The organism is Psychrobacillus sp. FSL W7-1493 (assembly GCF_038004905.1).
Classification (GTDB): Bacteria; Bacillota; Bacilli; order Bacillales_A; family Planococcaceae; genus Psychrobacillus.
The window spans coordinates 3103922-3117387 of the sequence record NZ_JBBOSB010000001.1; the positions used below are offsets into that span (position 1 = coordinate 3103922).

A 13466-nucleotide genomic window follows, 5' to 3' on the forward strand; every position below is an offset into this window, starting at 1 on the left:
TCTCCTATGTATACGATTTAATGTGTTTCATAATTTCCTCAGTAAACTCCGTAGTATTAGCATTCCCCCCTAAGTCAGGGGTTCTAACTTTACCTTCCACTAATGTTTCCTCAATTCCGTCCACGATTACGTTAGCTAGATCTGAGTAGCCTAAATGCTCAAGCATTAAAGAAGTGCTCCATATTTGAGCAATCGGGTTGGCTATCCCCTTGCCTGCGATGTCGGGAGCAGATCCATGAATGGCCTCGAACATAGAAGGATACTGTTTTTCTGGATTGATATTCCCTGATGGAGTGATACCTAGACCACCTGAAATAGCTGCCCCTAGATCCGTTAATATATCTCCAAATAAATTACTACCTACAACTACATCAAAAATTTCCGGCTTAGATACGAAGAAAGCAACAAGTGCATCGATATGATAGAATTTTGGTTCTATCTCCGGATAACCTACCCCAATTTCCTTTGCAATTTCATCCCAAAAAGGCATAGAAAAGTTGATGGCATTAGATTTAGTTGCAACTGATAAATGCTTTGAACCTCTTTTTTGTGCAAGCTCATACGCGTATTTGATCACTCGCTCACTACCCATGCGCGTAAAAACACTATTTTGAACTACAACTTCATAAGGAGTGCCCGCATGCAAGCGACCACCACTGTTTGAATACTCACCCTCTGTATTTTCTCGAACAACAACAAAATCTATGTCCTCCACACCCTTGCCGACTAAGGGGCTTTGAATTCCTTTTAATAGCTTGATTGGTCTTAGATTAATATATTGTTGAAACTCTCGCCTAATCGGTAAGATTAACTCCCATACTGAGATATGGTCAGGCACTTTAGGATCTCCTACTGCCCCAAACAAAATTGCCTCATAGTCTTTTAATATAGACAGGCCATCTGCCGGCATCATTTTACCGTGCTTTAAATAGTAGTCACAATTCCATTCATAAGGATTAACCTCAAAAGTAACACCTCCGTGTATATCTTCCACAAGCTGAAGCACTTTTTGTGCCTCAGCCATCACCTCAGGCCCTATACCGTCTCCTGGAATACAAGCAATTTTATGTATCATGATTACATCCCCACCTCTATTTCTATTAAATTAATAAGATTATATTATCATTTAAATAATAGTCTGGTAAAGTTTTTAACAAATAATTTAAAATTATCAAATAATTTTAAATGTGATTTCATTACTTTTATATTGCTTTATCAATATCTTTTTTCATTAAATACTTTAGCTCTTAGCGACTTCATTAAGATAAGTGGGATAGATAGGATATTACAACAAGCACGTGTCACTTCATAGAAAAGTATTAAGTGAAAATAAAAATATGTTCCTCTATAGAAACTGAGGGGATAAAATTAATAATTAAAATAATCAAAAAATTATAAAAACTAGTTGTTTATATATTAAAATATAATATAATCAATATTATATTATGACACCAACAGGTGAATAAGGAGGAAAGAAATGAAAACGCTTCAATCAATCAGTAACTTCGCAGGTAAGTATTTCGCCTTTATCGTAATCTTGTTTTCCGTACTAGCATTTATGGTGCCAAGTATGTTCACCATGTTTTCTGCATACATAACGATTTTACTCGGTATTGTCATGTTTGGAATGGGGCTTACGCTTAAAGCCTCTGATTTTAAACTCGTTTTTACAAATCCTATTCCTGTATTAATAGGGGTGGTTGCTCAATTTTCCATTATGCCAACAATTGCTTTCGTAATAGCATATCTATTAAATCTTCCCCCACAACTTGCAGCAGGATTGGTATTACTCGGAAGTGTTCCTGGAGGCACCTCATCTAACGTTATGGTCTTCTTAGCAAAAGGAAATGTACCCTTATCTATTACCATGACAAGTGTTTCTACATTACTTGCACCCGTGATGACTCCCTTGCTACTGCTCATATTTGCCGGGCAATGGCTTCCAGTTGATCCGATGTCCATGTTTATGTCTATTATCCAAGTTATTATCATACCGATTATTTTAGGGTTAGTTGTAAGCAAGTTTCTACCGACTGTTACAGAAAAAAGTATTCCGATTCTACCACTTGTTTCAATCGTAGCAATCACTATTATTATTTCCGCTATCGTTGCAGGTAATAAGGAGAATATCGCAACAGCTGGATTTTTAGTCTTTGTTGCTGTGTTACTGCATAATGCGTTTGGTCTACTTCTCGGTTACTTTGCAGCAAAACTATTTAAATTATCTAAGCAGGACCAACGTGCAATATCTATCGAAGTAGGTATGCAAAATGCTGGACTTGGAGTGTCATTGGCTAATAGTTACTTCTCTCCATTAGCTGCCTTGCCAAGTGCATTTTCTTCTGCTTGGCAGGTTATTACCGGTACATTCCTTGCAACCTATTGGGCAAAGCGCGAGATTAAAAATACGTCTGCTTCGGACAAACCCTTGGAAGTAAAACGTGTAGAAGAATTCTAGTTTAGAGTAGTTGATAGTAGAGCTTGCCGACAGCTATAAACTGTTTCATAATTCAAGGAAATGTTAGATACAAAGAATTAATTAAGAGTCTAGCTATAAAATAGTTAGTTGATTAAGTAGGCATTGCGATTAACGTATCATTTTTCTTCACTTAACCCTTATCAAAATATGATAAAAACAGACCAAGAAGAATCATTCTTTTTGGTCTGTTTTTTAGTTTCGATTAATATTTAGTCTTCATATTACATAGCACTTGGGCTTAAATCTGCTGGCAGTGGATTTTGGTATCCATCTCCCACTTGCTTCAATAATTCTGCTTTTGCATCCTCAATTAGCTGTGGATTATCAAACAAATCTACTGCACTTGCAGCTATTACCTTACTTGCATAGATCAATCCTTTATGTGCTAATGATGTTTTCCCTTGAGATACGAGCTGCCATGTGTGTAACGGTGTTCCCGCTACAAAACAAGTCGTGAAAAACTGAGCAGTTGGTACGACCCAGCTGACATCGCCTACATCGGTCGAGCCCTGCATAACCTCACGATTTTTCACATAAGGAATAATTTCCGTAAAGAATGGAGAATCTGCCGAATAAAACTCTTCCGAAACTGTATATGCAGAAAGCTTCTCTGCATCAATTACCGCAGCCTCCACTTCTTCAGGAGTAAGAGTTTTAGCCATCGCCTTAGCGTATTCCATTTCTTCCTCGTTATAGGAAGGCAATCCAAATTGCTGAAGCTTTTCATCCACCAACACGTTCAGTGTATGATTTGGGATATAGTTTGAGCAGGCTTTATTAAATTTCACCGTGAGCTTTGTACCCGTCATTAACGCGGCACCTTCCGCAATATTAACTACTCGCTGATAGATTGCATCTACGTCTTTTAAATGGGGAGCTCGGATTAAATACAACACTTCTGCATCTGACTGAACGACATTAGGGGACGCCCCTCCAGAATTGGTAATAGCATAATGAACCTTTGCCTCAGAAATAATATGCTCTCTTAAATAGTTAACTCCTACATTCATCAGCTCAACAGCATCTAACGCACTTCTCCCTAAATGTGGAGAGTTAGCTGCATGAGCCGCCTTTCCTTCAAACGAGAAATATACCTGATAATTTGCAAGCGAAGAAAAAGAAAAGATTCCCGTATAAGAATTTGGATGCCAGGTAAGGGCAGCATCAATGCCGTCAAATACGCCGTCTCTGACCATATAGGTTTTACCTGACCCGCCTTCTTCTCCAGGGCACCCAAAATATTTGATGGTTCCATTAATTTTGCCTTGTTCGATCAAATCTTTCACCGCAAGAGCAGCAGCTATCCCTGCCGTACCTAATAGATTATGTCCACAGCCATGTCCATTACCATTTTCAATAATCGGCTCTCTGACTGGACTTCCAGCTCTTTGACTTAAACCGGACAATGCATCGAATTCACCTAAAATACCGATAATCGGCCCACCTTGGCCAAAGGTAGCAGTAAAGGCCGTCTCAATATCGCCTACGCCTCGCTCCACTATGAAGCCCTTTTCCTCTAAAAAATCACTCAATATCTTAAAAGATTCGAACTCCTGAAATCTTGTTTCTGGTATATCCCATATACGATCACTAAGTTGGATAATTTCCTCTTCGTATGATTCTAGTAAACTAGTTATTTGATCTTCTATTTTAATCATTAGCACTCACCTTTCATGTTGATAAATTTGTTCGATCGTAGCTAACCAAGTTTGCAATGCAATAGGTAGCACCGCTTCATCGATATCAAATCTTTCATGATGATGACCAGATGCTAGTGTTGTTCCGAAAATGGAATAGGTAGATAAACCACCATTCTGTTGAACTCGTTCCATCATGAATGTTGCATCTTCTGAACCAGCTGCAAAATCAGCGATCGGTATAACTTCATTTACACCAGTCACTTCCTTTGCTGCCTTAATCACAAGTTCCGCCAATTCATTGGAGGAAGAGCACGTTCTTGCCTCACCTACAATTTCATAGGACAGTTCTGCCCCGTGCATTTTAGCTGCTCCTTCCAATACGGAAATAGCCTGCTCATGCACATAGGTATGCACCTCACTGTTTTCTCCACGTGTCTCAAGCTTTAACGATGCATGAGAGGGAATAATATTCCGTCCATCCCCGGCTATGCACGTACCCACGTTAATACGAGAAGCTCCACCACTATGCCTCGAAATGGAGTGAAGACCAAGAATGGCAGAGGCTGCTGCTAATAATGCATTCGTTCCCTTTTCAGGCTCAGCACCAGCGTGAGCGGCCTTTCCAGTGAAGGTTGCATCTATTTTAGAAGTAGCTAAAAACCCATTCGAACCTCCTATTACCGTGCTTAAAGGTGATCCTGTACCGACATGCATGCTGAGAAAGTAATCGACGTCATCTACTACACCAGCATCGACCATGGACTTTGCTCCTCGCACGCCTTCCTCTGCGGGCTGGAATATAATCTTGATGACTCCCTCAATATTCTTTTTATTTTGCGAGAGAATAGTAGCTAGTCCTAAACCAATCGAGCTATGAGCATCGTGACCACAAGCATGCATCCTGCCTTCATATTTAGATACAAACTCTTCCGCTATCGGTAGATGATTAAACTCTTTTGATTCTAAAATATCTAAAGCATCCATATCGAAACGAAAACCAATAGTCGGTCCTGGCTTGGAGCCTTCTATAGTTCCTACAACCCCAGTATATCCACCGACCATTTTTTCTAAGTATTCGATATGTCCCCCGGTTTCCACGGCACTTTCATAAACTTTCGTTAGGATCTCCTCTGACGGCACTCCCATACGATTCTCTGATACTACTTCTTTACCAACCTGCACTTGAAAACCAAGATTTTTTAGCTCATTTGCGATAATAGAAGCTGTTCGAAATTCTGTCCACCCTACCTCAGGGTATTGATGAAAATCTCTTCTCCATGCATTCATTTGGTTCGTTGAATTAGAAGGGATTGTAAATAAGCTCAATTACGTTCACTCCTTATTCATTTAGTTTAAATACAGCGATACTCCTGGCCCGATTGGAATTCCGAAAAATGCAAAAACTAACATTAGAGCAATCCACACGATTAGGAAGACAATAGTATACGGAATCATCAGTGACATAAGCGTACCAATACCTGCTTTTTTATCGTAAAGGTGCATGAATGATAAGATAATCGCAAAATAAGGATTCAATGGCGTTACCATGTTTGTAGACGACTCTCCTATGCGATATGCTAGCTGGATAAATGCTGGGTGATACCCTAGTAGCATAAAGATTGGGATAAACACTGGACCTACTAATGCCCATAATGCCGATCCACTAATGATAAATAAACTCAAAAACGCTACTAAAAAGACAAATAACACGATAACGAAAATATTCGTCATATTAAACTTAGTTAAAAGATCTGCACAGTTTACGGCTAGCCAAATAGCTATATTCGACCAGTTAAAATAGGCAACAAACTGAGCGATCATAAAGATTAAAACGATATAGCCAGACAAGCTTCCAATCGCCTCTGTCATAATTTTTGGAACGTCAGCAGTAGACTGAATTTTTTTCGTGGTAACTCCGTACACGATACCGATAGTTACAAAGAACAAAAATAAAACAGGAACAATCCCAGAAAGAAACGGTGAACGTAAAATAGTGCCATCCTCATTTAAAAGGGGAGAATTAGGAATTAGCATACCAATAACTACGATCGCAACAAATATAATTGCAGCTATTAACGTATTACGTAATCCTTTCTTTTCTAACAGACTAATGTCTTTTGAAAACGCTTGTTGCTCTCCTATATATGTACCAAGACGTGGCTCCACGTACTTTTCTGTAATAATTGTACCTACAGCTGCAAGTAAAAACGTAGAGGCACTCATAAAGAACCAGTTGTCTAGCGGTGTTACAATTACATCTGGATTGATGCCCTTAGCAATTTCCGTAGAAATACCCGAAAGCAAAGCATCCGTTCCTGCAATAAGAATATTTGCTGTAAAACCAATACCTGTACTAGCTACCCCAACAGCTAAACCTGCAAGAGGATGTCTACCAACCGATAAAAAGACTAGAGCGGCTAAAGGTGGAATTACTACAAAAGCAGCGTCCGAAGCGATATTTCCTAAAATACCAATGAAGAATACAGTAAAAGTAATAATCTTAGTAGGTGTTTTTACAATTGCACGCTTCATAAGCATTTCCAATAAACCTACTTTTTCCGCTAATCCGATCCCTAACATAATTGTCAGTACGAGACCAAGTGGCGCAAAGCTTGTGAAATTGGTAAGAGTATTAGCTAATATAAACTGGAGACCTTCCCCCGAGAGTATACTTTTAACTACGACTGTTTCCTCGGTATTCGGGTGGATAACCTCGGCACCAAGTAAATTTAAAATCGCTGAAACAATCATTAATGCTAAAGTAAGATAGAAAAAGAGAATAAATGGATCCGGTAGTTTATTTCCTATCCGTTCAACTAAAGAAAGAAACTTGGAAAACTTGCCGTTATCTTTCACCTCAACACTGTTGGTTGTAATAATAATCACCCCTTTTTTTATTAAAAGACACTTTTTGTACATGTCTTTAAAGAATAGGGTAAACTATAATTAGACAAAATTCAACAAATTTTTAGAAAAAGGAGAACATTATAATTATGCCTCGCATTTTAATATTGACTACCGAGAATTCACTAGAATGGGTTAAGCAGGTAGAAACATTACCAGTAGAACCATGTGAGTATAGTTTTGTGGTGTACCAATCATTAGAGCATTTAAAGGATATTTTTTTAGAGCAGATTCGATTAGTCGACGGAGTTCTATTTAGCGGACAAATCCCACACTTTTTTGTCCAGCAACACTTCCCCGATATTGACATTCCGATGTTACATTTTGATGTTACCCAAACGGACTTCTATCGTTCATTATCTGAATATATGTATACAAACCGAGACTTTCAGATGAAACGTTGCTTGATAGACTTTTTATATGAGGAAAATAACTATCTTGGAGTGAAGGAATGGACTGAGAAAGAGGACTTCCCTTATATCTTTGATGCAACCATGCAGTCCTATGCAGATCACCAAGTATATGAAAAAATGACAAACTACCATGTGAAGCTTTGGAAGGAAGGCAAGATAGATGTAAGCATGACAAGACTGAGTCGCCTCCCTGACATATTGAAGCCATACGGAGTAAACTTAATTTTGGTTGTACCTTCCCAGAGAAGCATGGTCGAAAAAGTAAATGAGCTACTAAAAGAAATCCAAATACTCCAGCTTATTGAAAACCAAGTAGTAATAGCACATTTAGAGCTATCTATCACTCGAGAGAATTTTAGAGATTTGGAATATAAACAAATGTCCTTATATAAAGCTATTCTCGACTTTAGCCGAAGAAATAATATGAAATTTATCATTCATCAAAATACATTTTTTTATGAAATTATAACGAACTATAGCGACTTCAAGCTAATAACAAATGACATGGCGAGCTGCAAACTAGTCAGCTACCTTTCCACAGAGCTACCATTTATCGTGAAAATTGGGTGGGGTATCGGCAACTCAATCCAAGCGGCACAGTTAAACGCAGAAAAAGCAGCTCACTTATGTACAACTATTGAAACGCAGTCCTATATATTAACGAAAGAGGCAATGCTCATTGGACCTCTTGGGAACGAAGAACATATTCAAGTAGATACTCAATACGATTCAGCAATGGAAAAGTTAAGTGCTAAACTAAACACGACCTCCCTTCAACTGAAGAAAATAATCGCAGTTATGAGTAAGCTTCAAACGAATATCCTTTCAGCGGAGGATCTAAGTGTCCACTTAGGGATTACAGAAAGAGCAGCAAATCGTATTCTGAAAAAACTAGAGGAAAAAGGAGCTGCAAAGGTAACAACACAGCAGCAAAAAAAATTAAGAGGACGACCAAAAAAAGTATATCAACTTTATTTAGAGGACATATAAACGTAGACAGCCAATCATTACACAATTGGCTGCCTACGTTTATTTTATTTCAGCATATGTATTAGAAATTTTTTTATACATGATGATAGGTTCTTTCTCTTTTTGGAAAGATGTAAACCCTAACTCATTAAAGTACAGTGATAATCCGGTTATGTTATTTTTTACTTGATGGCGGCTATTTGAAATTACAATCAATTCAACATTTAATAATGATAATTGCTCTTCCAGCTTTTTATAGATGGCAATGCTTAGCTCCCTTTCATCCCAAGGTTCTTTGAGATTTAATGTGTGAAAAACAGCTACTATACTATTGATCTTATCTATTTCACAAAATTTCTCTAAAGTTATTAGTGAGTATGATAGCCTATCTGACAAGCAGTCTGCTTCTCCACAAAGATCCAGATAAGAGTTTTTTACTGGATTAAACAAATGTAAGGAGGCTTCCCCTATTTGTATTGGATCATCATGAGAATCTTTATAGATGAAACACTGGGCAAGAACTCTAAAAAACGAGGTACCCTCCTCAACTGCAATTTTAAAGTCAACATAAACATTAGTTACATCCATACTATTCCCTCCATATATTCAATCCATTTCACATCAAAATTTTACATTCTTTTTACCAAAAATTTGATTCCATACTTTTTTAATTAATTGTAATAGATAAAATGTATCATTAATATAGGTATAAATAACTATATATTACATATAAAAAAGCGACTGATTATGGAGTAAACAGCCGTTTTATTAAGGAGAAACTATTTTTCTTTTTCTTTACATCTTGTTTGAAGATTGGAAATCAAACAAGTCTACCTTCTCACTTAACATACTGAATGAATTCATTGTTGTGTGTAATCGTTCCTGTTGCTTCATCAATGTATACTTAGAAGCAGCTACGTCCACGCTTATTTTGTCGTAAAACGTAAGCTTACATAAACCCCTTCCCTGATTCTCTATTTGAAACAAGTGATTAAATATCCATATGCATTCTAAGTCTTTATAAGACCTTGTTGGAAAAGCACCAATTTTTTCAGCTATTAAAATGGGTGACTTGTTTGCATAATTCATCATTTTCTTAGTTGCCTCCATTCGACCTTCTAATGTAGAAGCATGGCGAATACATGCTAAATTCAGTAGTTGATTGACGGATAAGGAAGATCTGAAAACTCCATGTGTTGTAGTGATAATGGATTTATATCCCCCACAAAATGCTGATTGAATCATAAGTGTATATCTCGTTATCAATAAAGAATCGTTATACAGCAGTTTTTTCACTCCCCTGTTTCCCCTTAAATAAATAATACTAAATACCCTCTCCTTTGTATAGTCTGAATTAACTGAATAATTGTAATTATTAATATAATATGGATTTTAATTTATTTTGTCGTATTTCATTAAAATTTGCAAAACAAATATAACGTATGTATGTCAATTCTTCATATTTCCACATTCGAATATCGCGAGACTTCTCGTTATGCTATGGAATACCTAGGAAAAAAATAGTCATGCATGATGGAATGGAAATTATATGGAGCGTTTTGAAGATATTTTGGATGCCTATAAGCCAATGATCTCTGCCTGCATAAGAAAATTAAATATTTATAAAAACCACGATACCTTTAAACAGGCTGGATTTATCGCACTATGGAAAGCTTGGTTAAAGTATGATGCTACCAAAGGTGACTTTACTCCCTTTGCTTATCGGACGATCTATGGAGCATTACTCGATGAATTAAAAAAAGAACATCTCAACGAAGAACGTTTTCAAGTTATAGAAGAAGAACAATTGAGCAACCTACTAGAGAATGACAAGCTCCCCACTATTGAACATGACCAATTGTCCAATGCTATAAAACAATTATCGGTCGACGAAAAAGAATTATTACGCTGGCTATTTGTGGAGGAGACCTCTCTCAAACAAGCTGCTACAAGGTATGGAATAACCGTTTCTGGAATTAAAAAGAGAAGAGAACGACTACTATGTAAAATGAGGAGCTTGATGGGTAGAGGATAAATATATTTTTTGATTTTATTTGGAGGTGTTTGGTTAAGATTTGAAGTGGGTATTATTTAAGTAAGACTCAAAAGGGAGTGATAAGAATGTCAAAAGTTAACAAACAAGCATTACTCATCGGAAGTGTCGCAGCCTTCGCCATTACTTATTTATATAAAGCAGAAAATCGTAGTAAAGCTAAGGTCGCTTTAAAAAATACGAAAGCAAAAATGGACTCTTATATGGACTCACGCAAAAACTCACCAACATACGTGACGAAAACAGGGTTTTCTGATCCAGGGGATCCAGATGATAACCGTATGATTGAAGAAGGTGCAATGACAAGCATTCAATATTTTAATGAAAATGCTCAAGATAAAGCTGGTAAAAACAAATATCCTAAATCACATAAAAAACAAACACCTGTTACAAAGGAATCTCTAGAAGAATCCAACAATGATTCTCCAGCGAAGCAAGAAAACACAAAAAGAAATAATCCTGAGTAATTAGAAACCTGTACTTAAAGTACAGGTTTTTTTCCTTGATTTCCTTGAATGGAGTTCCAATTAAATGCAAAAATTATTATTTTCTATTAAACTAAAATGGTAATTGTATGCAAAATATATGAGAGATGGGAGTAATGCTAGAATGAATTATATTACCTTAAATAATGGTTTAAAAATGCCCCAGCTTGGATTTGGAGTTTGGCAAGTACCAAGTGAGGAAGCTACTAAAGCAGTTTCTAAAGCAATTGAAGCTGGATATCGTTCCATTGATACAGCAATGATTTATAAAAACGAAGAAGGCGTCGGGGAGGCATTAAAAAATGCCAATGTAGCTCGCGAAGATTTATTTATCACTACAAAGGTTTGGAATAGCGACCAAGGCTACGAAAATACCTTACGCGCATACGAAGAAAGCCTTGAACGTCTAGGTCTTGACTATGTTGACTTATATTTAATTCACTGGCCAACCCCTCAATTTGATAGTTATGTCGAAACATATAAAGCTATGGAAAAGCTATACAAAGATGGACGAGTAAAGGCGATCGGTGTTTGCAATTTTGAAATAGAACACTTAGAGCGCATTTTAGAGGAATGTGAAATCCCACCGGTATTAAACCAAGTAGAATGTCATCCTTACTTAGATCAAAGTAAACTAAAGGAATTCTGTGCCAAGCATAATATTTTTGTAGAAGCATGGAGTCCTCTAGACCAAGGTGGAGAGGTACTGCAAGATTCCATCATTCAAAAAATTGCAGACTCGCATGGCAAATCACCAGCACAAACCGTTTTACGCTGGCATTTACAGAACAATACCATCGTAATTCCAAAATCAGTTACTCCATCAAGAATCGAAGAAAACTTCCAGGTGTTTGACTTTGAATTAACTAACGATGAAATGGAACAAATCAACAGCCTGAACATTGATCGACGTAAAGGCTCCCACCCAAATGAGATGAATGTTCGATAAGAAGGTAGAGTCCACTTCCTAAAGGAAGTGGCTTTTTTTATAGCAATTCACTGTTAGCTATTATCTCAATGCCGTTCAATGCCTGGGTAGCTAACCTGTCTGCCTCACCATTTTCCTTACGCGGCACTAACTCATAGGTCGGATCAAGCCCAAGTTTTTTCATCTTCGCTTCTATGCGATCGGCCCATCCCGAAAGACTCGGCTCAATAACTGCCCACTCCCCACTCAATTGGTTAATGACAACCTGCGAATCTCCAATAAACGTCACAGGCAAATGGTGAACACCAAGCAGCTCCAATTCCTTCAAACACATATGTAGTGCAGCATACTCCGCCTCATTATTAGATATTAAATGTGCGGAGGGAGCATTACTCCGAAGGCGATACGCCTTACCACTCTGCTCATAATAAATTACACACCCCATACCCGACATCTTTGTTTGAATATCAAAGCCTCCATCAAAGTAAACACGCACATTATGAGGCTCTGTTTCAATACTTTTCAGGTAGCTCTTTAACTCCTTTAAAAGCCACGAGCTATCATACTGATCAATAAAATCTATCTGTTTTACTCTACCTGTTTTCTGAATATCTTCTGCAATAAGCAGCGCTTTAGCAACAGGCATTTCATCTGACCGAAAAAACGTCTCCGCCCCTCTAGGTGTTGTATAAGTCCACTCAATGCGAATCTTCATCCAAATCTCCTCCAAATCACACCAATATTTCCTGCGAATAATTACAACTAGTTTACCCGTTTCATAAAGCTTTATGTTCACGTTTATGAAAGTTTTAGCTATTTATATAGAAGGAACTCATTTATCCGTCAGCTAATGGAGTGTTCGATATGCGAGAATAGGCTTGTAGTCCTTGCCGACCTCCCACTCCAGCCAAATTTACGACAATGATTGGCTACTTTACTACAATCCTGCATTGCTTTACGACAATCAACTCATAAATTACTACAGTCACTCGCCGTATCTCCTACTCCAGCCAAATATACGACAATGATTGGCTACTTTACTACAATCCTGCATCACTTTACGACAATCAACTCATAAATTACTACAATCACTAGCCGAATCTCCCACTCCAGCCAAATTTACGACAATGATCTATTTATTTACGTCAAATCCCGCACAAACATTCTCTTTCCCAAACCAAATTCCCTCTCCCAAACTAAAAAACAGGTTGTCCGAAGATGTAGATCTTCAAACACCCTGTTTTCTATCAGCTTAGTGGTTCAACCTTGGCTTTACATAACCAAAGCGGTGGAATAGTACATCTCCTGCAATTTCTATGTAAGTTTTGGCTTGGTTTGGAGAGCAATACATAGCTCCCTTCTCTACAAATGGTTCTTTATCGTCCGAATGATTATAGTCCATGACAATTACTATATTTTTGCGATCCTCTTGTAGTTTATTTATCATGTACTGTGTAAAGGACGTTTTACCCAAAATGATATTTACTTTTAGCACTTCATCACCTCGTTTGTAAAAAGAATAATGTTACTTTATATTCTATAAGAACAAAACTGAAAAGATTGTCGAAACTAGGCGAGAATCTATATTTTTTTTC

Annotated in this window: 13 protein-coding genes; 5 read left to right on the top strand and 8 right to left on the bottom strand. The window is 37.4% G+C overall.

The window, feature by feature from the left end; all coding sequences use genetic code 11:
• Positions 1–4 precede the first annotated feature (4 nt).
• On the bottom strand, positions 5–1075 hold the full coding sequence (locus MKX96_RS15570; protein WP_340885000.1) for a tartrate dehydrogenase: 1071 nt from the start codon (positions 1073–1075) through the stop codon (positions 5–7).
• A 402-nt stretch (positions 1076–1477) separates the two neighbouring features.
• Here MKX96_RS15570 and MKX96_RS15575 point away from each other — a divergent pair, with 402 nt between their 5' ends.
• Positions 1478–2458 carry a bile acid:sodium symporter family protein gene (locus tag MKX96_RS15575; protein ID WP_340885003.1) on the top strand — a complete coding sequence of 327 codons (981 nt, stop codon included), beginning with the start codon at positions 1478–1480 and terminating at the stop codon, positions 2456–2458.
• A gap of 242 nt (positions 2459–2700) precedes the next feature.
• Here MKX96_RS15575 and MKX96_RS15580 read toward each other — a convergent pair whose 3' ends face one another.
• From MKX96_RS15580 to MKX96_RS15590, 3 genes are read right to left on the bottom strand one after another with little or no spacing between them, the layout of a single operon-like run.
• A complete protein-coding gene (locus MKX96_RS15580; protein ID WP_340885005.1) occupies positions 2701–4137 on the bottom strand; it encodes a M20 family metallopeptidase in 1437 nt (478 codons plus the stop codon).
• Positions 4138–4143: 6 nt separating this feature from the next.
• Positions 4144–5445, bottom strand: a complete 1302-nt coding sequence (locus MKX96_RS15585; RefSeq protein WP_340885008.1) for an amidohydrolase — start codon at positions 5443–5445, stop codon at positions 4144–4146.
• Positions 5446–5466: 21 nt separating this feature from the next.
• Positions 5467–7038, bottom strand: coding sequence for an AbgT family transporter (locus MKX96_RS15590; RefSeq protein ID WP_445678200.1), 1572 nt, complete (start codon positions 7036–7038; stop codon positions 5467–5469).
• 74 nt (positions 7039–7112) lie between these two features.
• On the opposite strand from MKX96_RS15590, the gene MKX96_RS15595 reads away from it, so the two are divergent.
• Positions 7113–8426, top strand: coding sequence for an HTH domain-containing protein (locus MKX96_RS15595; RefSeq protein ID WP_340885013.1), 1314 nt, complete (start codon positions 7113–7115; stop codon positions 8424–8426).
• Positions 8427–8465: 39 nt separating this feature from the next.
• Here the strand turns inward: MKX96_RS15595 and MKX96_RS15600 are convergent, their stop codons facing one another.
• Together MKX96_RS15600 and MKX96_RS15605 are read right to left on the bottom strand one after the other, a co-directional pair.
• Positions 8466–8993 carry a hypothetical protein gene (locus tag MKX96_RS15600; RefSeq protein WP_340885016.1) on the bottom strand — a complete coding sequence of 176 codons (528 nt, stop codon included), beginning with the start codon at positions 8991–8993 and terminating at the stop codon, positions 8466–8468.
• A 207-nt stretch (positions 8994–9200) separates the two neighbouring features.
• The gene (locus tag MKX96_RS15605) at positions 9201–9701 is read right to left on the bottom strand and encodes a competence protein ComK (RefSeq protein ID WP_340885018.1); all 501 of its coding nucleotides are present in this window, start codon (positions 9699–9701) and stop codon (positions 9201–9203) included.
• A gap of 253 nt (positions 9702–9954) precedes the next feature.
• Between MKX96_RS15605 and MKX96_RS15610 the strand changes: the two genes are divergently transcribed.
• The 3 genes from MKX96_RS15610 to MKX96_RS15620 all read left to right on the top strand — a co-directional run bounded on the left by MKX96_RS15610 (position 9955) and on the right by MKX96_RS15620 (position 11892).
• On the top strand, positions 9955–10440 hold the full coding sequence (locus tag MKX96_RS15610; RefSeq protein WP_340885021.1) for a sigma-70 family RNA polymerase sigma factor: 486 nt from the start codon (positions 9955–9957) through the stop codon (positions 10438–10440).
• Positions 10441–10526: 86 nt separating this feature from the next.
• Complete coding sequence (locus MKX96_RS15615; protein WP_340885023.1) at positions 10527–10925, top strand: hypothetical protein; 399 nt, start codon at positions 10527–10529, stop codon at positions 10923–10925.
• A 142-nt stretch (positions 10926–11067) separates the two neighbouring features.
• Positions 11068–11892, top strand: coding sequence for an aldo/keto reductase (locus tag MKX96_RS15620; protein ID WP_340885026.1), 825 nt, complete (start codon positions 11068–11070; stop codon positions 11890–11892).
• Positions 11893–11929: 37 nt separating this feature from the next.
• Here the strand turns inward: MKX96_RS15620 and MKX96_RS15625 are convergent, their stop codons facing one another.
• Positions 11930–12586, bottom strand: a complete 657-nt coding sequence (locus tag MKX96_RS15625; RefSeq protein ID WP_340885029.1) for a ribonuclease H family protein — start codon at positions 12584–12586, stop codon at positions 11930–11932.
• A 537-nt stretch (positions 12587–13123) separates the two neighbouring features.
• Positions 13124–13366 (bottom strand): hypothetical protein, encoded by a 243-nt coding sequence (locus MKX96_RS15630; RefSeq protein WP_340885030.1) that lies wholly within the window; start codon positions 13364–13366, stop codon positions 13124–13126.
• Positions 13367–13466 lie beyond the last annotated feature (100 nt).

Excerpts from the sequence above, each read along its gene's own strand:
- MKX96_RS15610 (WP_340885021.1), top strand. The coding sequence starts at position 9,955 with ATGGAGCGTTTTGAAGATATTTTGGATGCCTATAAGCCAATGATCTCT.
- MKX96_RS15625 (WP_340885029.1), bottom strand. The coding sequence starts at position 12,586 with ATGAAGATTCGCATTGAGTGGACTTATACAACACCTAGAGGGGCGGAG.
- MKX96_RS15570 (WP_340885000.1), bottom strand. The coding sequence starts at position 1,075 with ATGATACATAAAATTGCTTGTATTCCAGGAGACGGTATAGGGCCTGAG.
- MKX96_RS15590 (WP_445678200.1), bottom strand. The coding sequence starts at position 7,038 with ATGTACAAAAAGTGTCTTTTAATAAAAAAAGGGGTGATTATTATTACA.
- MKX96_RS15595 (WP_340885013.1), top strand. The coding sequence starts at position 7,113 with ATGCCTCGCATTTTAATATTGACTACCGAGAATTCACTAGAATGGGTT.
- MKX96_RS15615 (WP_340885023.1), top strand. The coding sequence starts at position 10,527 with ATGTCAAAAGTTAACAAACAAGCATTACTCATCGGAAGTGTCGCAGCC.
- MKX96_RS15575 (WP_340885003.1), top strand. The coding sequence starts at position 1,478 with ATGAAAACGCTTCAATCAATCAGTAACTTCGCAGGTAAGTATTTCGCC.
- MKX96_RS15600 (WP_340885016.1), bottom strand. The coding sequence starts at position 8,993 with ATGGATGTAACTAATGTTTATGTTGACTTTAAAATTGCAGTTGAGGAG.
- MKX96_RS15580 (WP_340885005.1), bottom strand. The coding sequence starts at position 4,137 with ATGATTAAAATAGAAGATCAAATAACTAGTTTACTAGAATCATACGAA.
- MKX96_RS15620 (WP_340885026.1), top strand. The coding sequence starts at position 11,068 with ATGAATTATATTACCTTAAATAATGGTTTAAAAATGCCCCAGCTTGGA.